Source organism: Streptomyces hygroscopicus subsp. hygroscopicus, assembly GCF_001553455.1.
In the GTDB taxonomy this organism is placed as follows: domain Bacteria; phylum Actinomycetota; class Actinomycetes; order Streptomycetales; family Streptomycetaceae; genus Streptomyces; species Streptomyces hygroscopicus.
Window position 1 is genome coordinate 1 of record NZ_BBOX01000246.1, and the last position, 22,299, is coordinate 22,299.

Below are 22,299 nucleotides of genomic sequence, written 5' to 3' on the forward strand. Positions count from 1 at the left end.
CCGCCAGCTGGCGGGCTGGCCACTGACGGCAGCAGCGGCGGACGCCCCGACGACGGCGCCGGTGGCGGCGTGGGAACGGGAAGCGCGGGCCCCGGAGGGGCTGTTCTGACCACCGCCTCCCGGGCGCGGGGCCGGTTAGTTGACTGGGGGCCCGCTCGATCGGCCGGGTATGGGGCCCGCTCAGTTGGCCGGCACAGGGCCCCGCTCAGCCGAGCCAACCGGGGCGGACCAGGCCCGACTCATAGGCGAGCACGACGAGTTGGGCGCGGTCCCGGGCACCCAGTTTGACCATCGTGCGGCTCACATGGGTCTTGGCGGTGAGCGGGCTGACCACCAGCCGCCGGGCGATCTCCTGGTTCGACAGCCCCATGCCGACCAGGGCCATCACCTCCCGTTCCCGCTCGGTCAACTCCGCGAGCACCGACGCGGGCGCGGGCGCCTTGGAACGGGCCGCGAACTCGGCGATGAGACGGCGGGTCACCCCGGGCGACAGCAGCGCGTCGCCGCCGACGACCGCGCGCACGGCCCGGAGCAGTTCCTCCGGTTCGGTGTCCTTGACCAGAAAACCGGAGGCGCCGGAGCGGATCGCCTCGAACACGTACTCATCGAGTTCGAAGGTGGTCAGCATGATCACCTTCACGTCGGCGAGGGCCGGGTCCTCGGTGATCCCCCGGGTCGCGGCGAGGCCGTCGAGCACCGGCATGCGGATGTCCATGAGGACGACATCGGGGCGGCGTTCCCGCACCAGCCCCAGCGCCTGCTCCCCGTCGGCGGCCTCGCCGACGACCTCGATGTCCGGCTGCGCGGCCAGCAGGGCGCGGAAACCGGCGCGGACGAGGACCTGGTCATCGGCGAGTACGACACGGATCACGGCCTGTTCAGCGTCCCCACCGCTCACGGCGCCTCCTTTCGTTCGCTTCCCCGGCCGCCCGGCGAAGACGCGAGCCGAACCCCACCCGCACACCGGCGGCCACACGCCCACCGCTCACGGGTCACCTCGTTCGCGTCCACGGCCGCCCGGCGAAAACGCGAGGCGAACCCCGCCCGCACACCGGCGGCCACGCGCCCGCCGCTCACGGGGTGCTCCTCCCGCCCTTGAGCGGGATCCGGGCCCGGACGCGGAAGCCGCCGTCCGGGCGGGGACCCGCCTCCACGGTGCCGCCCAGTGCGGCGGCCCGCTCACGCATGCCGACCAGGCCGTTGCCGCCGCCCGTCGCCCCACCCCCGGCCGCCGGGCCGTCGTCGTCCACCCGCAGCTCCAGCCCGCCCGGGGCGTAGCTCAGCAGAACGCGGGCGTTCCGGGAGCCGGAGTGGCGGATGACGTTGGTGAGGGCCTCCTGCACGATGCGGAAGGCCGCGAGGTCGGCGCCGGGCGGCAGGGCCGTCCGTACGCCCTCCACCTCCACCCGCACCGCCAGCCCGGCGTCCGCCGCCTGCCCGGTCAGCTCCTCCAGGCGGTCCAGACCGGGCGCGGGTGAGCGCGGCGCGGGTGTACGCGACGCGGCGCCGGAGGCACCGGACGTCCTCAGGGTGTCGAGGACCTGGCGGACCTCGCCCAGCGCCTCCTTGCTGGCCGCCTTGATGGTGGTCAGCGCGGTGCGGGCCTGCTCGGGGTCCTGGTCCAGGAGGGCGAGCCCGACTCCCGCCTGGACGTTGATGACCGAGATGCTGTGGGCGAGGACGTCATGCAGTTCACGGGCGATCCGCAGCCGCTCCTCATCCGCCCGGCGCCGCGCCGCCGCCTCCCGTTCGGCCCGTTCACGGGCCGACTGCTCACGCCGTACGCGGACGAGTTCGGACCCGGCGACGATCGCCACCGCCCAGGCCGCGACCACCACCTCCGGCCCCCAGCCGACGGGCCCGTCACCGTCCGGCGGCAGTCGGTGGTAGAGCCAGTGGCCCATGAGCAGGTGGCTCCCCCACAGCAGGCCGAGGGCGCTCCACGCGGCGACCCGCCGTCCGGCGGCGACGGCCGCCACGCAGGCGAGCACGACGCTCACGAAGACGGGGCCGTACGGATACCCGGCGGCGAGGTAGACCACGGTCACCACCGCCGTGCCGACCACAACGGCCCCGGGGCGGCGATGGCGCACGAGCAGCAGCACGGGCCCGGCGAGCAGCAGCGCGGCGGCCCCGGGCCCGAGGTCCGTCCGGGCGGGCTGCCCATGGGCGGCGAACCCCGTGCCGACCAGCTGGACGACGGCGACCGCGAGCGAGGAGCGCCAGGGCAGCCGACCGGTGGGCCACGGCTTGCCGCCGCCATCAGGCCATGGGTGACTCATGTCGGTAACGCTAGACCGCCCGTACGGGCCCGGCGTCCGCCCGGGGCGGTGGCCGCGTGTACTCCACACGGAGTAGCCGCCCCGGCCCCGGAACCCCAGAATCCTCCGCCCCCGTCCTCGGAGCCCCCGTCCTCGGAGCCCCGGTCCGGGAGCCTCAGTCCGGGAGCCCCGGAGCACCCGGAACCCTGGAATCCCGGGGCCTCGGAGCCCACGAAACCCCGGATTCCACGGCCAGCCCTGCCTCCAGGCCGGTCCTAGGCCGGGCCTGCCCCGGACCGGCCGGTCCTGCCTCGGGCCGGGCCAACCCCAGGCCGGGCCTACCCCCGGCTGGGCCAACCCCAGGCCGGTCCTAGGCCGAGCCTGCCCTGGGCCGGGCCAACCCCAGGCCGGGCCTGCCCCGGACCGGACTAACCCCAGGCCGGGCCTGCCCCCAGGCCGGGCCTACCCTCGGTCCATGGCCGCCAGGGCTCGGCGGGCGGCCGGGTGGGTGCGGACGAGGTCGCCCAGGGTCGTGGTGCCACGAGTGATCTTGGTGAAGGCGCGCCAGGCCGGGCGGAAGCCGGTGATCGCCGCGTGGAACATCCCGGGGCGGCGGGCGAAGACCGCGTAGAGACGACGGCCGACGCCCATCTCCACTCCGAGTCCCGCCTTGATCGCGAAGGCGTAGTTCAGGGCCTGGCGGCGGGCGTCCACCGCGTCATGCGCCTCGGCGACGCGCACCGCCCACTCCCCCGCGAGCCGCCCCGAGCGCAGCGCGTAGGAGATGCCCTCCCGCGTCCACGGCTCCAGCAGCCCGGCCGCGTCCCCGCACACCAGCACCCGGCCGCGGGAGAGCGGCGAGTCGTCGGAGCGGCAGCGGGTCAGGTGGCCGGAGGAGATGCTCGGCTCGAACCCGGCGAGGCCGAGCCGGGCGATGAAGTCCTCCAGGTAGCGCTTGGTCCCTGCGCCCTCGCCGCGCGCCGAGATGACGCCGACGGTCAGCGTGTCGCCCTTGGGGAAGACCCAGCCGTAACTCCCCGGCATCGGCCCCCAGTCGATCAGCACCCGGCCCGCCCAGTCCTCCGCCACGGTCGGCGGAACGGGGATCTCCGCCTCCAGGCCGAGATCCACCTGGTCCAGCTTCACGCCCACATGCGCGCCTATGCGGCTGGCGCTGCCGTCCGCGCCGACCACGGCCCGCGCCAGCACCGTCTCACCGTCGGCGAGCACCACGGCGACCGTGCGCCGGTCCGGCACGGCCGGTCCGTGCTGCTCGACGCGCGTGACCGCGACGCCCGTACGGACCTGGGCGCCCGCGTCCTTGGCGGCCTCGACCAGGGCCGCGTCGAACTCCGGCCGGTTGATCAGCCCGAAGAGGGCCTGCTTGGAGCGGCGGGTACGGGCCAGCTTGCCGTTCAGCGAGAAGGTCACCGCGTGCACCCGCTCGCGCAGCGGCAGTTCGAAACCCGGCGGGAGCGCGTCCCGCGAGGGACCGATGATGCCGCCGCCGCAGGTCTTGTAGCGCGGCAGTTCGGCCTTCTCCAGCAGCAGCACCCGGCGCCCGGCGCAGGCGGCGGCGTGGGCTGCCGAGGCGCCCGCGGGGCCCGCGCCCACCACGACCACGTCCCATACCGCTTCATTGTCCGGGGCTACGTTGTCGCTGCTCACGTGTGGATCCGCTCCCAATCGACCGACCTGATGCGCCTCACGGGCATCCTACGGCTCGCCGACGGATGACCCCGCTGTGGGATGATCGGCCACGCGGCATCAAGCCGCACATACGTGCCCATCGCAGCGCATCCCGCCGTTCGCCCGTCGCATCCCAGGAGTGTCACCCATGGAGCAGGCACCTCTCGCCGCCACCGTCGCCGCCCTGCAGCCGCGCGCCAGGGACGAGCTGGCCGAGCTGGTGGCCTTCAAGTCGGTCGCGGACCCGGCGCAGTTCCCGCGCGCCGAGTGCGAGGCCGCGGCGCGGTGGGTCGCCGACGCGCTGCGCGCCGAGGGGTTCGAGGACGTGGCGCTGCTGGACACCCCGGACGGCACCCAGTCCGTCTACGGCTTTCTGCCCGGACCGGCCGGTGCCCCGACCGTGCTGCTCTACGCGCACTACGACGTGCAGCCCCCGCTGGACGAGGACGCCTGGCACACCCCGCCCTTCGAGCTGACCGAGCGCGACGGCCGCTGGTACGGGCGGGGCGCCGCGGACTGCAAGGGCGGCGTGATCATGCACCTCACCGCCCTGCGGGCGCTCAAGGAGCACGGCGGGGTCCCGGTCAACGTCAAGGTGATCGTGGAAGGTTCGGAGGAGCAGGGCACGGGCGGTCTGGAGCGCTATGCCGAGGCCCACCCCGAACTGCTGGCCGCCGACACGATCGTGATCGGCGACGCGGGCAACTTCCGGGTCGGACTGCCGACGGTCACGGCCACGCTGCGCGGTATGACGCTGCTGCGGGTCTCGGTGGAGACCCTGGCGGGGAACCTTCACTCCGGCCAGTTCGGCGGGGCGGCCCCGGACGCGCTCGCCGCGCTGATCCGCGTGCTGGACTCGCTGCGCGCCGAGGACGGCTCGACAACGGTCAAGGGCCTGGCCGCGGACGCCGTGTGGGAGGGGCTGCAGTACGCGGAAGAGGACTTCCGCAACGACGCCAAGGTGCTCGACGGGGTCGGGCTGATCGGCTCGGGGACGGTCGCCGACCGCATCTGGGCGCGCCCCGCGGTCACCGTGCTCGGCATCGACTGCCCGCCGGTGATCGGCGCCACCCCGTCCGTCCAGGCGAGCGCGCGGGCGCTGATCAGCCTGCGGGTGCCGCCGGGCGTGGACGCGGCCGAGGCGAACCGGCTGCTGGCCGAGCACCTGCGGTCCTCGGTTCCGTGGGGCGCGCGGCTCTCGGTGGAGCAGATCGGCCAGGGCCAGCCGTTCCGCGCGGACACCACGAGCCCGGCGTACACCGCGATGCGGGAGGCGATGCGGGTGGCGTACGACGGCCAGGAGATGGCCATCGCCGGACAGGGCGGCTCGATCCCGCTGTGCAACACCCTGGCCTCGCTCTACCCGCAGGCGGAAATCCTGCTGATCGGGCTGAGCGAGCCGGAGGCGCAGATCCACGCGGTCAACGAGAGCGTCTCCCCGCAGGAGTTGGAGAAGCTCTCGCTCACCGAGGCGCTGTTCCTGGAGATGTACGCACAGGGCAAGGGCTGAGTAGTCAGCGCCGGGGCCCGCCACGCCCCGGCCCGGGGGCCTTGCCTTGCTAGGCCCCGGGCCAGGCGTGCCCGGGGCCTGCCCGTCTCGGGGCCTGCCTGTCTCGGGGGCTGCCTGTTTCCGGGCCTGCCTGTCTCCAGGGCCTCCCCGCTCCCCCGGGCCTGCCGCGCTCCGGGGGCTCGCCGCGTCTCGGGCGTGCCGCGACCCGGGCGCTCTCCGCGTCTCGGTCGTGCCCGCGCCCTCGGGTGTGCCGTGCTCCAGGCCCTCCCACACCCCGGGCCCTGCCTCGCTCCGGGCCCTTCCGCGCCCTGCGGGAGGGCCCGCGCCCTGCGGCCGGTCCCGGTTCGCGGGGGGTAGGTGCGGCGGCCCTGCCAGGGCGCCCCGGCAGGGCCGGTAGACGGGGCAACTGGTCAGGCCGCCGATGGATTGACCGGTGAGGCCAGTGGGTGCGGCCGCTCAGTGAGAGTCAGCTTGTGCTGGCCGGTGCCGATGCGCGGGTTGTGAGTCGTTCAGTGCGGGCCGATCAGTCTGGACCGATCATCCTGGGCCGGTCAGTCTGGGCCGATCAGTGCAGGCCGATCGGTGGAAGTCGGCCGGTGCGGGTCAGCCGGTAAGAGCTGGTCGGGGACGGCCAGCTCGTGAGAGCCGACCGGGGACGGTCGGCCGACGGCGAGCGGCCGGGGAGACCGCTCAACGACCGCCGTCGGTAAAGCCGTTACGGAACGGTCAGCCGGTGGCGGTCCGCACGGTCAGCCGGTGGCGGTCCGCCGGGCACGGTCAGCCGGTGGCGGTCCGCCGGGCGCGGTCAGCCGGTGAGGCCGCTCGGCAAGGGCCCGCCGGTAGGGACGCCCGCTTCGAGATACAGCGGGCGTCCCTGCTCACGGGCGCGCAGCGCCCAGCGCAGTCTGCTCAGCCGTACCGGCGGCAGCAGCGCGGCGGCCTCGTTCTCGGTGACGAAGCGCCAGCCGCGCAGTTCGGAGCCGGGCAGCAGCAGCTCCCGCGAGGCCGCCGTGGAGAGCATGCCGCCGTCGAAGAGCAGCCGCAGGCCCCCGTATCCGGGCGGCTGGGGGCGTTCCCAGTCGGCGACCAGCAGCCGCAGCGGTTCGTCGAGCCGTACCCCGAGTTCCTCGGTGACCTCGCGCACCCCGGCGCACATCGGGGGCTCACCCGGTTCGACGACGCCGCCGGGGAACTCCCAGCCGGGTTTGTAGGTGGGGTCGACGAGCAGCACCCGGTCCGCCTCGTCGAAGAGCAGGACACCGGCGGCCAGCGTCTCCGCCGTCGGCTCCGGGGTCTGCACGATGTCGCAGCTCCCGGCGCCCTCACGGACGGCGCCGGCGATGTGTTCGGCGGTCTGGCGCGGGGTGAGCCCGGTGGTGTCCACGACATGGGCATCGGCGGTCAGCCAGGTCAGGGCCGCCCGGTAGGGCGTGAGATGGGCCAGACACCACTGGCGTACGGCCTCGTTCGCGTCCGCGTCCCCGGGTATCTCCTCGCGTTCGGCTATCCGCTCGCGAAGGATCGTTTCATCGGTGTGCAGCAGCACATGCCGGACGGGGATGCGACGGGCCGCGAAGCCGCCGAAGATCTCGTCCCGGTACTCCTGTCTGAGGACCGTCATGGCGACCACGAGCGGCCCGCCGACCTCCGCGAGCAAGGCCGCTCCGGTGTCCACGACCAGCCGGCGCCAGGAAGGCAGGTCCTGGTAGTCGGTCACCTGTTCAAGACGTTTGCGCGGAAGCATCATCCGCAGACCGTTGCCGACCAGCTCCGGGTCGTAGAACGTGCTGCCGGGTATGAAGTCCACCAATTCACGGGCCGCGGCGGTCTTACCCGCACCGAACGCACCGTTCAGCCAGACGATCACATTTCCCCCTATTCCATCGCCTCCTGACAGTTGCCCGCATCACCCTGCTACGGAAACGCCCGAAGACGACCGAGTGACGGATCGGGCCGCCCCGGGCCGCATCCCGGGGCGCCGCCGGGCGGTGCGGCGATGCGGAGCCGGGGCGCGGCACTCTTCCGTCACAATGGCCACCCTGGTCATTTGGGTCACGATGGCCCCTGGCGTATCAGCCCGAGGGCGACCGCGGCCGGTGCCGACCGCGGAGGGCGACCGCGGCCGGCCGGTGCCGACCGCGATGTCTCGTGGAAGCGCACGCACGGCGCTACCGTGAACGCTCGCATGTGACGCAGTCATGACACTGCCTCACCCCCGTTGAGAACGGAGGAATCGCATCATGCGCCACCACTGTTTTCGACCCGCGAAACGAAGAATCATGGGAGCAGTGAGCGCCGGTCTGCTGGTCACGGTCGGCCTGGTCCTCCCCGCCGCCGCCCAGCCGACGCGCTCCGGCGAGGCCGCCGCGCTGGCCTCCGCCCCGGCCGCCGGGGCGCCCTCCACCCCGACCGCCGCGCTGGCCTCCGCACCCGCTGCCGCGCCCGACGAGGGGCTCGCCCTCACCCCGCCGATGGGCTTCAACAACTGGAACTCCACCCATTGCCGAGCGGAGTTCAACGAGGCGATGGTCAAGGGCATCGCCGACATCTTCGTGGCGAAGGGGCTGAAGGACGCCGGATACCAGTACGTCAACCTGGACGACTGCTGGGCGCTGCCGCAGCGCGGCGCCGACGGCAAGCTCGTCCCCGACCCGGTCCGCTTCCCCAACGGCATCAAGGCCGTCGCCGACTATGTCCACTCCAAGGGGCTGAAGCTCGGCATCTACACCAGCGCGGGCACCAAAACGTGCAACAGCGCCGGATTCCCCGGGGCGCTCGGCCATGAGAAGTCCGATGCCCAGCAGTTCGCGGATTGGGGCATCGACTACCTCAAGTACGACAACTGCAATAACCAGGGCGTCGACGCCCGTCAGCGCTATCGCACGATGCGCGACGCGCTCAAGGCCGCGGCCGAGACCACCGGCCGCCCCATCGTCTACAGCATCTGCGAATGGGGCGAGAACAAGCCCTGGGAGTGGGCGGGCGAACTCGGCCAGCTGTGGCGGACGACGGGCGATATCAGCGACAGCTGGGGCAGCATGCTGTCGATCGCCAAGCAGAACCTGCCGCTCGCGCGGTACGCCGGGCCCGGCCGCTGGAACGACCCCGACATGCTGGAGGTCGGCAACGGCGGGATGACGGACAGCGAGTACCGCAGCCACTTCTCGCTGTGGTCGATCATGGCCGCACCCCTGCTGATCGGCACCGACCTGCGCAAGGCCACCGCCGAGACGTACGGGATCCTCGGCAATCGCGAGGTCATCGCCGTCGATCAGGACCCGCTCGGCAAACAGGGCACCGTGGTCTCCTCCGAGGACGGGCGCTGGGTCATCGCCAAGGAGATGGCGGACGGCAGCCGGGCCGTCGCGCTGTTCAACGAGACCGACCGGCCGCGGCACATCGCCACCTCCGCCACCGGGGTCGGGCTGCCCGGGGCGACCGCGTACCGGCTGCGCGACCTGTGGGCGCACCAGGACTACCACACCGCCGGAGCCATCGCGGCCACCGTCCCGGCCCACGGCACCGTGCTCTACCGGGTCTCCGCGGACGCCCGCTGGGCCTCCTACCCGCCCGCCGCGGAACTCGGCCTCGACGGCACGGCGCTGACCGAGGCCGGGGGCACGGCCCGGATCGAGACCGCGCTCACCGACCTCGGCCGCACCCCGGCCCATCAGGTCTCGATCCGGCTCACCGGGCCCGACGGCTGGCGGATCAAGGCCACTTCACCGGCCCGGGCCGCCTCGCTGCCCACCGGTTCCAGGCTGGCGACACGCTGGCAGGTCACCGCGCCCGCGCGGGTCGCCCCCGGCGGGTACGAACTGACGGTCAGCGCCGGCTACCGCTCACCGGAAGGCACCGGGGCCACCGCGCGGCTGGTCTCGGCGATCCATGTGGTCGTCGCACCGCCCTCCGGCACCTCGTACGCGAGCGATCTGCCCTGGCTGAGCGCGCTCAACGGCTGGGGCCCGGTGGAGAAGGACACCAGCGTCGGCGAGAACGCGGCCGGCGACGGCCACCCCCTCACGCTCGGCGGCACCACATACGCCAAGGGGCTGGGCGTACACGCGCCGAGCGAGGTCACGTACTACACCGGCGGCCGGTGCTCACGCTTCACCGCACAGGTCGGCGTGGACGACGAGAAGGGCACCGCCGGGACGGTCGCCTTCGAGGTGTGGGCGGACGAGACCAAGGTGGCATCGTCGGGAACGCTGACCAACGCCGATCCGGCCACCGCCCTCACGGCCGCCATCGGCGGGGCGGACACGGTCCGGCTCGTCGTCACGGACGGCGGGGACCAGCGACCACGGGGACTGGGCCGACGCGGCCTTCACCTGCTGAGACCCCTTCGCCCGCGCGGGTCTCTCCCGGCCCGCTGCGATCTGTCTTCGCGGGCCGAGATCCTCTGTTGTGCGGGCCGGGACCGCCACGCGGGGCGAGCTCTCCCGGCGTCTGCCGAACCCGGTCCCCACAGGCCGAGCGTCGTCCTCGCAGGCCGAGATCTCCCGCCGGACCGAGATCTCCCAGCGAGCCGAGCCCCTTCCCCACAGGCCGAGACCTCACCACCGGCCGAGGACCGCCCCTTCCCGTGGCCGTCCCGGGCTCGGCGCCCGGCAGCCCGGGAAGGGGCTCGTCACCGTGCCCCGCGCCCCTGCCGTGGCACCCCGGACTCCAGGTGCCGAGCCAGGGGTGCCGAGCCCGGCCACCCCGAGCCCGGCCACCCCGAGGGCGGGCCGATGAACCCGCGGGCCCGTCCCGGCCGCCGTCACCTCCGGCGCCCGAGAGGGCAGGTCCGGCGCCCGGGAGGGGCACGGTCCAGCACCCGGGAGGATGCGCAACAGCCCACCGCCCGAGACGGGCACAACCCAGCACCCAAGACAGCGACAGCCCACCGCCCACGAGAAACACAACCCAGCACCCAGGACGGGCACCGTCCGCCGCCCGGGAGGGTGACGGCGAGGCTCAGGCGCCGGCCGGGGGCGTGCCCGCCGGGCCGAAGCCCTCGAGCCGCGCCTCCTGCGCCGCCGCGGCCGCCGCGCCGACCAGCCCCGCATCGGTGCCCATCTGCGCCGGGACGACCTCCAGCCCCTGGACGAACGACAGCGTCGCGTAGTCGCGCAGGGCGCGTCGCAGGGGTGTGAACAGCACGTCCCCGGCGCCCGCCACCCCGCCGCCGATGACCGCCACCTCGATCTCGACGAGCGCGGCGGTCGCGGCGATTCCGGCGGCCAGTGCCTGAGCGGCGCGTTCGAAGGAGGCCCGCGCGACCGGGTCACCGGCCCGCGCCGAGGCGGCCACGGCCTGGGCGCTGGTGTCGCCGTCGGGCCCCGGGCGCCAGCCCCCGTCCAGGGCGCGGCGGGCGATGTTGGGGCCGCTGGCGATCCGCTCGACACAGCCGCGTCCGCCGCAGGGACACAGGTCCCCGTTCAGCTCCACGCTGATGTGGCCGATGTGCCCGGCGTTGCCCGTCGGGCCCGGGTGCAGCCGACCGCCCAGCACCAGCCCGCCGCCCACGCCGGTGGAGACCACCATGCACAGCGCGCTCCCGCGGCCGCGCGCCGCGCCCTGCCAGTGCTCGGCGGCCGTCATCGCGGGCCCGTCGCCGACCAGCGACAGCGGCAGTGCGCCGGTGGTCTCCCGGACTCCGGCGGCGAGCGGGAAGTCACGCCAGCCGGGGATGTTGACGGGGCTCACGGTGCCTACGGAGGCGTCCACCGGGCCCGCGCTGCCGACGCCGACGGCGGCGACGCGCGACCAGTGCGGGGTGGCCGCCAGCTCCTCGAGCACGCCGGTGACCTCCCGCATCACCGTCGCGCCGGCCTCTTGGGCGGGGGTGGCGCGGCGGGCCCGTACGACCAGTTTTCCGCTTCCGTCCACCAGCGCGCCCGCGATCTTGGTCCCGCCGATGTCCAGTGCGGCGATGAGGTCACGTGGCATAGGTGTCGACTCTCCTGGTGGGCATGCTGGTAGGCATGGGGGACGATCGATGTACGGGCAACAGTCTTACCGGCACTGACAACGTTGTCCAGCGGCTATGCTCGACATTCCTTGCCCCCACGACGACCAGCGACGGGACGAGCGCACTGTGACCGACACCGCCCCGGGCACCGCCAGCCGCACCCCCACACGCCGTTACGGCACCCGACCCACCATGAAGGACGTCGCCGCACGGGCCGGGGTCGGCCTCAAAACCGTCTCCAGAGTGGTCAACGGCGAACCAGGCGTCACCCCCGACACCGAGCGCCGGGTCCAGGAGGCCATCACCGCACTCGGCTTCCGCCGCAACGACAGCGCCCGCATCCTGCGCAAGGGCCGTACGGCGAGCATCGGGCTGGTCCTGGAGGATCTGGCCGACCCCTTCTACGGTCCGCTGAGCCGCGCGGTCGAGGAGGTCGCCCGGGCCCACGGCGCGCTGCTGATCAACGGGTCGAGCGCGGAGGACCCCGAGCGCGAGCAGGAGCTGGTGCTCGCGCTGTGCGCGCGCCGGGTCGACGGCCTCGTGATCATCCCGGCCGGGCACGACCACCGCTATCTGGCCCCGGAGATGGCGGCCGGGGTCGCCACCGTCTTCGTCGACCGCCCCGCGGGCCGGGTCGACGCCGACGCCGTGCTCTCCGACAGCTTCGGCGGCTCCCGCGACGCGGTCGCCCATCTGATCGCCCACGGCCACCGCCGCATCGGCTTCCTCGGCGACCTGCCGGGCATCCACACCGCCGCCGAGCGACTGCGCGGCTATCACGCGGCGATGAGCGAGGCGGGTCTTCCGGTCCACGACGCCTGGGTCTCGCTCGGACCCACCGATCCGGAGCGGGTCCGGGCCGCGGCCACCGCGATGCTGAACGCCGCCGAGCCGGTCACCGCGCTCTTCGCGGGCAACAACCGGGTGACGGTCACGGTCGTACGGGTCCTGGCCGAGCGCCCCGCGCCCGCCGCGCCGGTGGCCCTCGTCGGCTTCGACGACTTCGAGCTGGCCGATCTGCTCTCCCCCGGGGTCACCGTCATAGCCCAGGACTCGGCCCAGCTCGGCCGCACCGCCGCCGATCTGCTCTTCCGCCGCCTCGACGGTGCGGGCGGGGAGCCTCGGCGGCTCGTCCTCCCGACCCGGCTGATCCCTCGCGGCTCAGGCGAACTGCCCCCGCCCGCGGACCCCACCCCCTGATTCGCCCTCCCCCGGCACCCTTCCCACACCTCGAACACCCGCTGCCCCGGACCGCCCTCCCCCGGCGCACCTCCTACCCCCCACACCCGCTGCCCCGAACGCCTGAACGGCCCCGCCCCGGTTGCCCCGGCCCCCCACCACCCCGAGGGTGGACGCGGAGGGCCGGGACCCGGACCGGAGGCACGAGGGAGAGACGCGATGAGCGGACGCCGAACGCGGACGATCTGCGCGGTGAGCCTCATGGCCGTGCTGGCGCCGGCCGCCGCCGGTTGTTCGGGCGGCGGGGGCAGCCCGTCGTCCGAGGCGTCCCGGGCCTCCGCCGCCATTGCCTCCGCGCGGGCGTCGGCCGCGGCCGAACTGGACAAGATCAAGGGCGGCTCACAGGCCAAACGCGAGGTGAAGACCGGCCGGGTGACCCACGACGACCAGGGGCGGGCGATCGCACCGCTGACCGTGACCAACACGGGTCGCCACTCGGCGGAGTACGCCGTGGAGGTCAATTTCCGCAACGCCGAGGGGGACTTGGTCGACGCCGTCCTGCTGCGCCTGACCAAGGTGCCCCCGCACAAGCCCACCAGGGCCACCGCCCGCAGCCACCGCAAGCTCACCGGCCGCGTCACGGCACAGGTGGGCACCGCGGTGCGGTACTGACCAAGACCACCACGGTGCCGGTCGTTCTCTCAGGCCGCGAGCACCTTGGCCTTGGCCCGCTCGTACTCCTCGGGTGTGAGGTCACCGTGGTTCTTGAGCTCCACAAGGTGCTCGAGTTCCTCCGCCCGGCCGGTGGTCGCGCTCGTTCGCACGTACTCCCGGAAGTCCGCCTCCGCCTTCTCGGCCCGCCTCATCTCGCGCATGCCCATCTCCCGGCCACGTGCCACCAGGTACACGAAGACGCCGAGGAAGGGCAGCACCAGGACGAAGACGGACCAGCCCGCCTTGGCCCATCCGTTCAGCGAGTCGTCGCGGAAGAGGTCGGTGAACACGCGGAACAGCAGGAACAACCACAGGATCCACAGGAAGACCCACATCATGGTCAGAAAAACATTCAGCAGCGGATAGTCCATCGCCTGCCTCCCGTCGGACATCCCCGGCGGGACCGCGAGGGCCTCACCAGGGCCCACGCTCTCAGCGTACAGCGGCGCCCGGTCGGCGCAGCTGCGGATGCCGAGCGGGCGGGCGGGGCGTACGAATGGAGAGCGGGGCACCACCACACCGCCACTGCGGAGGCCGGAAGGACGAGCGGCCATGGACCTCCGGATTCTTCCCCTCGCCGTCACCATGATGGCCGGGCCGCAGATCGTGGCCGCCGTCATTCTGGTGACCACCGCGCGGCCGGTACGGGTGTGCCTGGCGTTCGTCCTCGGAGTGGCCGTCGCGACAGCGGCCGGGGTCGCTATCGCCCGGGGCCTGTGCGCGCTGCTGGGGCAGGCGGTCTCACCGGGCAGCCCGTCCGATCGGGGGTCGGCCGCGACCGTCTTCCAGCTGGTGCTGGTGGGGCTGTTGGCGCTGGTCGCCGTCAAGAACTATGTGCGGCGGCGGACGGTCGAGATACCGAAGTGGCTGGGCTCGCTGATGGAAGCCGGTCCCGGTAAGGCGCTCATGAGCGGACTTCTGGTCATCCTGCTGATGCCGTCCGACATCGCGGTCATGCTGACCGTGGGGGCGAATCTGGAGCAGCACCAGGCGGGGTGGACGGCGGCGCTGCCGTTCATCGCCGCCACCGTCCTGATCGCGGCGCTGCCGCTGCTCGTCTATCTCCTCTTCGGCGACCGGGCGCGGCACGCGATGCCCCGGGTGCGCGCATGGCTCATGACGCACAGCTGGGCGGTCAACATCGCCGCCTGCCTGATCTTCATCGTGCTGATCCTGACCCCCTGACGGGCCTCTCGGTCCCCGGCCCCTGACTGACTGAGCTACTACTACCTACCTGCCGTGTGCCCCGGCGCGGCCCATGGCGGCCAGGAGGGCGATCACCGCGAGGGCGGCCAGCAGGACGAGCACCAGGAGGAGGACCGTCAGCACGGTGGGGTGGTTCCACAGGGCGAACACGGCGACCGGCACCAGCAGGGCCGCCGTCGTCAGTCCCCGCCGGTGGTCCGCGGTCCAGGTACCGGCGCGGCCGGTGCGCACCCCGCGGGCCGCGCCCCAGCGGGCCGCGCTGTCGGCGAGGATCTCGGCCCGGCCGCGTACCGTGCTCGGCAGCCGCCCGGGGCCGGCCAGGTAGGCACCGAGCGCGACCACGACACCGAGCACCAGCACGGTGAGCACGGTGACCCGCAGGAAGCGCACCACCGTGTCGAAGAGGACCGAGGCGGCCTCCGGGGACAGCACGCTCGTCGGCACGTGGTCGAGGTAGTACCGGCGGCCCACCGCGAGGGCCAGCGCCAGGGCGAGGGAGGCGAACGCGGTGCCCAGGGCCGCGCCCGCGAGCGCCCGTCGGCGCCCGCGGGCGAGCAGCACCCCGGTGCCGCCCAGGATCACCGTCAGCGCGGGCAGCCAGTTCCCGGCCAGGTCGAGGAGGCGCGCCGACCGTCGAAAAGTGTCGAGCCGGTCGGAGTGGAAGAGGACGAGCCGCTGGTGGATGTCGGGGATGCCGGTGACCGCGGGGAGCCCCGCGTCCACCAGCTGCTGTCTGACCCGGTCCACCGCGGCGCCGACGTTGAGGATGACGGTGTGTCCCTGGACACCGACCGGCCCGCCGCCCTTACCGGTGAGGGCGCCCACGACGGCGGTGTGGGCGACCCGGTTGGCGCCGGTCCACACGGCCGGGAACTGCTCGCTGTGCACGATGTGCGCCGCCACTTTCCGCACCGCCTGGTCCAGGGCCGAGTCCAGTTGGGGAGCCAGCCCCTCGATGGTGTCGGCGGCCTGATCGGGAAGGCCGTGGGCGCGCAGCCAGGCGGCGATGTCGGCGGTGACCTCGCGGCTGTTGTGGCGGATGTCCACGGCCTCGCTGACCTGGTCCACGGCGGTGTCCTGGATCGCCGGGTCCTTCGCGAGCGGGGCGACCGTCGCCACATAGCGGTCGGTGTCCAGGACGATGTCGTGAACCCACACCGTCAGCACGGACACCGGTACGAGCAGGCATCCCAGCAGGATCAGCAGGGCCGACACGGCGCTTCTGGCCATGACATCCATCTCCCGCCTTCCCTGGCGGGGTCGCATCCCGGGTGACACGGGCGGGTGAGCGGATATGGCCAAGCGGATCAGCGAGCCCGGGGCCCGGGGGAACGCGGCGGTCCGGGAAGGTCGGGCGACCGGACGGGGCCGAGCAGACCTGGCGGGGCGGGGCGGACCTGGCGGGACCGATGGCCCCGGTGAACCCGGCGGACCTGGCCGACCCGGTGAACCCGGCGGACCCGGCGGACCCGGCCAGCTTGGCGAACCCGGCGGACCCGCCGCTTGGCGAGCCCGGCAGATCGGGCGGGCCCGGCAGACCCAACGGACCCGGGAGACCCGGCGGGACGGGCGGGGCCAAGCCGGACAGGCGGGGCGGGCGGGCCCCGGGCCCGGCGAACGGGTGACACCTGACGTCCGCCAGGGTCCGGCGAGCGGGCGGCCCGGCGGACGTCAGGGCTCCGGTTCCCCTCTGGCTGCCCTCCAGGACCCGGCGAGCCGTCAGATCCGACGGCCCCCGGGCTCCGGCTGCGCCCGGGAACGGGCTCGCGCCGTCAGGGCGCGGCCGGGGTGCGGCCCGCCAGTGCGTCGAGTTCCGCGCGGTCCAGTCCGGTCAGCCGCTCGACCTCGGCGCCGTCGAGAGCCCCGCAGTCCAGGCCGCGCAGCAGATGGCCGCTGAGCGCCTTGGCCGTGGCCGGTTCGTCGGCGATACCGGTGCCTCCCGCCGTACGGGCCACGTACGCGGCGAGCCGTTCCGCCGCGGCCTCCAGGCCCTCCCGGTAGAAGGCGTAGACGGCGGCGTAGCGGGTCGGGAGGTGGCCGGGGTGCATGTCCCAGCCCTGGTAGTACGCACGCGCCAACGACCGCCGGACCAGGCGGTGGTGGAGCCGCCACGCGTCGTGGACCCGCTCGGTGGGCCCGACCGGCAGGACGTTGGTCGAGCCGTCGGAGAGCCGTACGCCGGTACCGGCGGCGGCCACCTGCATCACGGCCTTGGCGTGGTCGGCGGCGGGGTGCTCCATCGACTGATGGGCGGCGCCGACGCCGCAGGCGGCGCTGTAGTCGAAGGTGCCGTAGTGCAGCCCGGTGGCCCGCCCCTCGGCGGCGTCGATCATACGGGCGACGGTGGCGCGGCCGTCGGACCCGAGGATGGCCTGGGTGGTCTCGATCTGGATCTCGAAGCCGAGACGCCCCCGGGCGAGCCCGCGGGCCTTCTCGAACTCCTCGCACAGCCGGGCCATGGCGGTGACCTGTTCGGCGTAGGTCACCTTGGGGAGGGTGAGGACCAGGCCGTCCGGCAGTCCGCCGGCGGCCAGCAGCCCGGTGAGGAAGATGTCGAGGGTACGGATGCCGCGGTCGCGGACGGCGGCCTCCAGGCACTTCATGCGGATGCCCACATAGGGCGGCGCGGTGCCCTCCGCGCAGGCGGCGGCGACGAGCGCGGCGGCGCGGTCGGCCGCGGCGTCCTCCTCCGCGTCGGGGCGGAGGCCGTAGCCGTCCTCGAAGTCGATGCGCAGGTCCTCCACCGGCTCACGCGCCAGCTTGGCCCGGACCCTGGTGTGGACGGGTTCGGCGAGGTCGTCGGGGAGGCCGAGGACAGCGGCGAAGGAGGCGGCGTCGCGAGCGTGCTCGTCGAGGGCCGCCAGCGCCCGGTCGCCCCAGTCGCGCACGGTACCGGCGGTGAAGAGGTCGGCGGGCACGTAGACGGTGTGGACGGGCTGGCGGGTCCCCGGGTCGCCGGGGTAGCGGCGGGCCAGCTCGGCGTCGACGGCGGCGAGGGAGTCGGCGATGGACGCCCGGACGGCACCGGGCAGGCTGGTCCGCACGGCACCGGCCGAGCCGACCCCTGCGGCACCGGCCGGGCTGGTCCCGGCGGCACGAGGCAGGCTTGCCCCTGCGGCATCGGACGGACTGCTCCCCGCGGCACCAGGCAGGCTGGTCCCCACGGCCCTGGCCGGGCTGACCCCTGCGGCACCAGGCACGCTCGCCCCGGCGGCGGCCCCGGCGGCACCAGGCAGGCTAGTTCCGGCGGCACTGGCCGAGCTGGCCCCTACAGCACTGAGCGAGCCGACCTCTGCGGCGGTCCCTACAGCATCGGACGGGCTGACCCCTGCGGCGGCCCCGACGGTACTGGCCGGGCTGACCCCTGCGGCACCGGACGGGCTGGTCCCCGCGGCACCCGCCGAGCTGGCTCCTACGGCACCAGGCGAGCCGACCCCTGCGGCGCCGGACGCGCCGACCCCGGCAGCGGCCCCCACGGCACCAGGCACGCTCGCCCCTGCCGCGCCGGGCGGGTTGGTCTTCGGCGTCTCCCGAGGCTCCATGTCCGTTCCCCCACCCTTCTCGCCATTTCCGCTGTACGGAAACGATGATCCGTAAGGTGAAGTTAGCCAGCCGCTCACCAGCGGGTCAACACCCTCCGACCGCTGCGAGGCCCCGTACGCACAACCCAGCGCGTACGGGGCCTCGCAGCGGTCCGGTGGGTGTCAGCCCTTGCGGGCCTTGACCTCCTCGGTCAGCTGCGGGACGACCTCGAAGAGGTCGCCGACCACGCCGTAGTCGACCAGGTCGAAGATCGGGGCCTCGGCGTCCTTGTTGACGGCCACGATGGTCTTCGAGGTCTGCATACCGGCCCGGTGCTGGATCGCGCCGGAGATACCGGCGGCGACGTACAGCTGCGGGGAGACGGTCTTGCCGGTCTGGCCGACCTGGTTGGTGTGCGGGTACCAGCCCGCGTCCACCGCCGCCCGCGAGGCGCCCACGGCCGCGCCCAGGGAGTCGGCGAGGGCCTCGATGAGGGGGAAGTTCTCCGCGCCGCCCACGCCACGGCCGCCGGAGACCACGATGGCGGCCTCGGTCAGCTCCGGACGCCCCGTCGACTCACGCGGGGTACGGGAGACCACCTTCGTCCCGGTGGCCTGCTCCGAGAACGACACCGACAGGGCCTCGACCGCGCCCGCGGCCGGAGCGGCCTCCACGGCGGCCGAGTTCGGCTTGACGGTGATCACCGGGGTGCCCTTGGTGACCCGGGACTTGGTGGTGAACGCGGCGGCGAACACCGACTGGGTCGCCACCGGGCCCTCGTCACCGGCTTCCAGGTCCACGGCGTCGGTGATGATGCCGGAGCCGATGCGGACCGCGAGCCGGGCCGCGATCTCCTTGCCCTCCGCGGAGGACGGGAACAGTACGGCGGCCGGGGACACCGACTCGTACGCGGCCTGGACCGCGTCCACCTTCGGGACGACGAGGTAGTCGGCGAACTCGGGCGCGTCAGCGGTCAGCACCTTGACCGCGCCGTGCTCGGCGAGGGTGGCCGCGGTGTTCTCGGCGCCGGAGCCGAGGGCGACGGCGACCGGGTCGCCGACGCGGCGGGCCAGGGTCAGCAGCTCCAGGGTGGGCTTGCGGACGGCACCGTCCACGTGGTCGACGTAGACAAGGACTTCAGCCATGGGAATCGCTCTCCTGCGACATGCGAAAGATCTGGGCGGTGAGGTCGGCGCGGCTCAGCTGTACGTCTGACCCGCGGGGCAGCCTTCTCAGACGAATTTGCGCTCCGCGAGGAAGGCGGCGAGCTGCTTGCCGCCCTCGCCCTCGTCCTTGACGATCGTGCCGGCGGTGCGGGCCGGACGCTCCGTGGCGCCGTCCACGGCGGTCCAGGCGCCCTCGAGACCGACCTCGTCCGACTCGATCTCCAGGTCCTCGAGGTCCCAGGACTCCACCGGCTTCTTCTTCGCCGCCATGATGCCCTTGAACGACGGGTAACGCGCCTCACCGGACTGGTCGGTCACCGACACCACCGCCGGGAGCGACGCCTCCAGCTGCTCGGACGCGGTGTCCCCGTCACGACGGCCCTTCACCGTGCCGTCCTCGACCGACACCTCGGACAACAGCGTCACCTGCGGCACGCCCAGGCGCTCGGCGAGGATCGCCGGGAGCACGCCCATGGTGCCGTCGGTGGACGCCATCCCGCAGATCACCAGGTCGTAGCCGGTCTTCTCGATGGCCTTGGCCAGCACCAGCGAGGTGCCCAGCGCGTCGGTGCCGTGCAGGTCGTCGTCCTCGACGTGCACAGCCTTGTCCGCACCCATCGACAGCGCCTTGCGCAGCGCGTCCTTCGCGTCCTCCGGGCCGACGGTCAGGACGGTGATCTCGGCGTCGTCGGCCTCATCGGCGATCTGGAGGGCCTGCTCGACCGCGTACTCGTCCAGCTCCGAGAGCAGGCCGTCCACATCGTCGCGGTCGACGGTCAGGTCCTCGGCGAAGTGCCGGTCGCCGGTGGCGTCGGGCACGTACTTCACACAGACAACGATCCTCAAGCTCACGCCGGCTCTCCTACTGCATCGTCTCTACCGAGCTGCCTTGTTGCTGGCAGCATAGGCGCCTTCGGGGGCGGGACCCGGACGGTTCCGCGGGCGGTTTCCAGCCGGGGCGACCCATGTACCGCAGCAAAATATTACTCGCCAGTACACCCAGCTCGTTCCCCGTGCGCAACCCGCGTGAACTGTGACCTTGCCAACGATGGAGATCAGCGGGGGCGGCCGACGCCGACCGGAGGGCGCGGCCTCAGTCGCGGAGCGCGTTGAAGCGCCCCTGGTGGTACAGCAGCGGACGGCCGGCCCCGGTCGCGGTGCCCCCGGTCACCTCGCCGATCACCACGCGGTGGTCCCCGGCGGGTATACGGGCCACCACCCGGCACACCAGCCACGCCAGCACCCCGTCGAGCACCGGTACGCCCTCCGGTCCCGTGCGCCAGCCGGTGGCCGGTCCGAAGCGGTCGGCACCGCTGCGGGCGAAGGTCGCGGCCAGCTCCCGCTGGTGATCGCCCAGGATGTGGACGCCGACGTGCTCGGCCTCGGAGAGCACCGGCCAGCTCGAGGAGCCGGTGCCCACGCCGAAGGAGAGCAGCGGCGGCTCGGCGGCGACGGAGGCGAGGGAGGTGGCGGTGAAGCCGACGGGGCGGACGCCCCGGGCCGTGATCACGGCGACACCGGCGGCGTGCCGGCGGAAGACGGAGCGGAAGAGATCGGACGTCGCGGGCGCGGACGTGCCGAGGTCGTGTGTGGCCGTCATGGACGTGTCCTTCTGCCGGAGGTACGGGCGGGGGGGCCGTGCTCGTCGTCGTTCGCTCACCCGTCCGGACAGCGCGCGCTGGCGGTCCGCACCAGGTCCACGTGCACACGTCCGTAGAGAAGGAGTCGGGGCCGCATGACGTTCACCCTGACCAGGCGGGGTGCGGACCGTCAAGTGGGGCCGGGGCGCGGTGGCTCACACCGCATCACCCAGAGCGGCGATGACATCGGCCCGGCGCGGCTGCCCGGAGGCCCGCCGCACGATCCGCCCGGCCGCGTCGAGCACCAGCACGGTGGGGGTACGGGCGATGTCCAGCGCCCTGACGAGCTCCAGCCGCGACTCGGCGTCGATCTCGACGTGCGCGACCCCGTCCACCATCGCGGCCACCTCGGTCAGCGTCCGCCGGGTGGCCCGGCAGGGCTGGCAGAAGGCGCTGGAGAACTGGACGAGCGTGGCCCGTTCCCCCAGCTCCGCACCCAGCTCGGCGGCGTCCAGCCGCCGGCTTCCGTCGCCGTCTCGCACCTGTCTCCTCCCGGTCGGACCTCCCTCGTGCAGCGTCCCGGGAGGCGCGGGAATTCCCCGGTGGCCGCCCGACGTGACGAGGATCTCCCGGCCAGCCGGGGCCACGCGGTAGCACAACGAGACGACATCGGGCACCATCTGCCAGAAGCAGAAAACCTACGGCCGCGTAACTTCCACCGGGAGAGCCCTCCCCGGGCATTACGACGAAGGGTCCCCCATGGCAGAGCTCGTCTACCCGCCAGTGATCGGCATCGCCCGCACCATGTTCAAGGCGCTCGATCTGCGCTTCGACATCAAGGGCACCGAGAACGTCCCGCGGCGGGGCGGCGCGGTTCTGGTGAGCAATCACATCGGCTACCTCGACTTCGTCTTCTGCGGGCTGACCGCCCGTCCGGCCAAGCGGCTGGTGCGGTTCATGGCGAAGGATTCGGTCTTCCGGCACAAGGTCTCCGGACCGCTGATGCGCGCGATGAAGCACATCCCGGTGGACCGCGCGGCGGGCATGGAGGCGTACAAGCACGCCCTGAAGGCGCTGCGCTCCGGTGAGATCATCGGGGTCTTCCCGGAGGCGACGATCTCGCCGTCCTTCACCCTCAAGAACTTCAAGTCGGGCGCCGCCCGGCTGGCCCAGGAGGCGGGCGTCCCGCTGCTGCCGATGGCGCTGTGGGGGACCCAGCGACTGTGGACCAAGGGGCACAAGCGGGCACTGGGCCGCCACCACTTCCCGATCACGATGCGGGTCGGCGAGCCGATGGAGGCCGACCCGACCGAGCCCTCGGACACCCTCACCGAGCGGCTGCGCGGCCGGGTGCAGGAGCTGCTGGAGGCGGCGCAGCGGGCGTATCCGGTGCGGCCCAAGGGGCCGGACGACACCTGGTGGGTCCCGGCCCACCTGGGCGGCACCGCCCCGGCCCCGGCCGATGCCCTGGCCCTGGACCGGCGCGGGTAGCGCGGGTAGCGCGGCTGCCGCGGAC

18 protein-coding genes and 1 pseudogene are annotated in these 22,299 nt (G+C 73.5%); 6 read left to right on the forward strand and 13 right to left on the reverse strand.

The features are described 5' to 3' along the window. Window positions 1–205: 205 nt before the first annotated feature. The 3 genes from AXW62_RS24005 to AXW62_RS24015 form a co-directional block, all read right to left on the reverse strand. Complete coding sequence (locus tag AXW62_RS24005; RefSeq protein ID WP_060946349.1) at window positions 206–871, reverse strand: response regulator; 666 nt, start codon at window positions 869–871, stop codon at window positions 206–208. Between the two features lie 202 nt (window positions 872–1,073). Then, window positions 1,074–2,282: a sensor histidine kinase gene (locus AXW62_RS24010; RefSeq protein ID WP_060946334.1), complete on the reverse strand. Its 1,209-nt coding sequence runs from the start codon at window positions 2,280–2,282 to the stop codon at window positions 1,074–1,076. Window positions 2,283–2,723: 441 nt separating this feature from the next. Then, window positions 2,724–3,929 (reverse strand): geranylgeranyl reductase family protein, encoded by a 1,206-nt coding sequence (locus AXW62_RS24015; protein ID WP_060946335.1) that lies wholly within the window; start codon window positions 3,927–3,929, stop codon window positions 2,724–2,726. Window positions 3,930–4,098: 169 nt separating this feature from the next. Here AXW62_RS24015 and AXW62_RS24020 point away from each other — a divergent pair, with 169 nt between their 5' ends. After that, entirely contained in the window at window positions 4,099–5,460 is a 1,362-nt protein-coding gene (locus AXW62_RS24020) for a dipeptidase (protein WP_060946336.1), read from the forward strand. 805 nt (window positions 5,461–6,265) lie between these two features. Here AXW62_RS24020 and AXW62_RS24025 read toward each other — a convergent pair. Then, on the reverse strand, window positions 6,266–7,327 hold the full coding sequence (locus tag AXW62_RS24025) for an NUDIX hydrolase (protein ID WP_060946337.1): 1,062 nt from the start codon (window positions 7,325–7,327) through the stop codon (window positions 6,266–6,268). A 373-nt stretch (window positions 7,328–7,700) separates the two neighbouring features. Between AXW62_RS24025 and AXW62_RS41365 the strand changes: the two are divergent. Next, window positions 7,701–9,798, forward strand: a pseudogene (locus AXW62_RS41365) (NPCBM/NEW2 domain-containing protein). A gap of 621 nt (window positions 9,799–10,419) precedes the next feature. Here AXW62_RS41365 and AXW62_RS24030 read toward each other — a convergent pair. Next, entirely contained in the window at window positions 10,420–11,394 is a 975-nt protein-coding gene (locus AXW62_RS24030; protein WP_060946338.1) for an ROK family protein, read from the reverse strand. Window positions 11,395–11,542: 148 nt separating this feature from the next. On the opposite strand from AXW62_RS24030, the gene AXW62_RS24035 reads away from it, so the two are divergent. Continuing rightward, on the forward strand, window positions 11,543–12,616 hold the full coding sequence (locus tag AXW62_RS24035) for a LacI family DNA-binding transcriptional regulator (protein WP_060946339.1): 1,074 nt from the start codon (window positions 11,543–11,545) through the stop codon (window positions 12,614–12,616). Between the two features lie 198 nt (window positions 12,617–12,814). Beyond that, complete coding sequence (locus AXW62_RS24040) at window positions 12,815–13,267, forward strand: hypothetical protein (protein WP_060946340.1); 453 nt, start codon at window positions 12,815–12,817, stop codon at window positions 13,265–13,267. Window positions 13,268–13,296: 29 nt separating this feature from the next. Here AXW62_RS24040 and AXW62_RS24045 read toward each other — a convergent pair whose 3' ends face one another. After that, the gene (locus AXW62_RS24045; protein ID WP_060946341.1) at window positions 13,297–13,680 is read right to left on the reverse strand and encodes an SHOCT domain-containing protein; all 384 of its coding nucleotides are present in this window, start codon (window positions 13,678–13,680) and stop codon (window positions 13,297–13,299) included. Window positions 13,681–13,861: 181 nt separating this feature from the next. Between AXW62_RS24045 and AXW62_RS24050 the strand changes: the two genes are divergently transcribed. Then, complete coding sequence (locus tag AXW62_RS24050; RefSeq protein WP_060946342.1) at window positions 13,862–14,494, forward strand: GAP family protein; 633 nt, start codon at window positions 13,862–13,864, stop codon at window positions 14,492–14,494. Between the two features lie 45 nt (window positions 14,495–14,539). On the opposite strand, the gene AXW62_RS24055 is transcribed toward AXW62_RS24050, so the two are convergent. The 7 genes from AXW62_RS24055 to AXW62_RS24080 form a co-directional block, all read right to left on the reverse strand. Beyond that, window positions 14,540–15,745 (reverse strand): hypothetical protein, encoded by a 1,206-nt coding sequence (locus tag AXW62_RS24055; RefSeq protein WP_060946350.1) that lies wholly within the window; start codon window positions 15,743–15,745, stop codon window positions 14,540–14,542. A gap of 542 nt (window positions 15,746–16,287) precedes the next feature. Further along, complete coding sequence (locus tag AXW62_RS24060) at window positions 16,288–17,559, reverse strand: DUF6986 family protein (protein ID WP_060946343.1); 1,272 nt, start codon at window positions 17,557–17,559, stop codon at window positions 16,288–16,290. Window positions 17,560–18,219: 660 nt separating this feature from the next. Beyond that, window positions 18,220–19,182: an electron transfer flavoprotein subunit alpha/FixB family protein gene (locus tag AXW62_RS24065; RefSeq protein WP_060946344.1), complete on the reverse strand. Its 963-nt coding sequence runs from the start codon at window positions 19,180–19,182 to the stop codon at window positions 18,220–18,222. A gap of 87 nt (window positions 19,183–19,269) precedes the next feature. After that, the gene (locus AXW62_RS24070) at window positions 19,270–20,055 is read right to left on the reverse strand and encodes an electron transfer flavoprotein subunit beta/FixA family protein (protein ID WP_030829690.1); all 786 of its coding nucleotides are present in this window, start codon (window positions 20,053–20,055) and stop codon (window positions 19,270–19,272) included. 241 nt (window positions 20,056–20,296) lie between these two features. Continuing rightward, window positions 20,297–20,803: a flavin reductase family protein gene (locus AXW62_RS24075; RefSeq protein WP_030829693.1), complete on the reverse strand. Its 507-nt coding sequence runs from the start codon at window positions 20,801–20,803 to the stop codon at window positions 20,297–20,299. A 56-nt stretch (window positions 20,804–20,859) separates the two neighbouring features. Further along, window positions 20,860–20,940: a putative leader peptide gene (locus AXW62_RS47215; RefSeq protein WP_354671454.1), complete on the reverse strand. Its 81-nt coding sequence runs from the start codon at window positions 20,938–20,940 to the stop codon at window positions 20,860–20,862. Window positions 20,941–20,998: 58 nt separating this feature from the next. Beyond that, entirely contained in the window at window positions 20,999–21,358 is a 360-nt protein-coding gene (locus AXW62_RS24080) for a TlpA family protein disulfide reductase (RefSeq protein WP_258407578.1), read from the reverse strand. Window positions 21,359–21,542: 184 nt separating this feature from the next. Here AXW62_RS24080 and AXW62_RS24085 point away from each other — a divergent pair, with 184 nt between their 5' ends. Then, window positions 21,543–22,274, forward strand: a complete 732-nt coding sequence (locus AXW62_RS24085; RefSeq protein ID WP_030829699.1) for a lysophospholipid acyltransferase family protein — start codon at window positions 21,543–21,545, stop codon at window positions 22,272–22,274. Window positions 22,275–22,299 lie beyond the last annotated feature (25 nt).

What these genes read in the sequence shown, in the direction of transcription:
- AXW62_RS24065 (WP_060946344.1), bottom strand. Translation starts at nt 19,182, where the DNA reads ATGGCTGAAGTCCTTGTCTACGTCGACCACGTGGACGGTGCCGTCCGC.
- AXW62_RS24075 (WP_030829693.1), bottom strand. Translation starts at nt 20,803, where the DNA reads ATGACGGCCACACACGACCTCGGCACGTCCGCGCCCGCGACGTCCGAT.
- AXW62_RS24040 (WP_060946340.1), top strand. Translation starts at nt 12,815, where the DNA reads ATGAGCGGACGCCGAACGCGGACGATCTGCGCGGTGAGCCTCATGGCC.
- AXW62_RS24045 (WP_060946341.1), bottom strand. Translation starts at nt 13,680, where the DNA reads ATGGACTATCCGCTGCTGAATGTTTTTCTGACCATGATGTGGGTCTTC.
- AXW62_RS24020 (WP_060946336.1), top strand. Translation starts at nt 4,099, where the DNA reads ATGGAGCAGGCACCTCTCGCCGCCACCGTCGCCGCCCTGCAGCCGCGC.
- AXW62_RS47215 (WP_354671454.1), bottom strand. Translation starts at nt 20,940, where the DNA reads ATGCGGCCCCGACTCCTTCTCTACGGACGTGTGCACGTGGACCTGGTG.
- AXW62_RS24055 (WP_060946350.1), bottom strand. Translation starts at nt 15,745, where the DNA reads ATGGCCAGAAGCGCCGTGTCGGCCCTGCTGATCCTGCTGGGATGCCTG.
- AXW62_RS24030 (WP_060946338.1), bottom strand. Translation starts at nt 11,394, where the DNA reads ATGCCACGTGACCTCATCGCCGCACTGGACATCGGCGGGACCAAGATC.
- AXW62_RS24085 (WP_030829699.1), top strand. Translation starts at nt 21,543, where the DNA reads ATGGCAGAGCTCGTCTACCCGCCAGTGATCGGCATCGCCCGCACCATG.
- AXW62_RS24050 (WP_060946342.1), top strand. Translation starts at nt 13,862, where the DNA reads ATGGACCTCCGGATTCTTCCCCTCGCCGTCACCATGATGGCCGGGCCG.
- AXW62_RS24010 (WP_060946334.1), bottom strand. Translation starts at nt 2,282, where the DNA reads ATGAGTCACCCATGGCCTGATGGCGGCGGCAAGCCGTGGCCCACCGGT.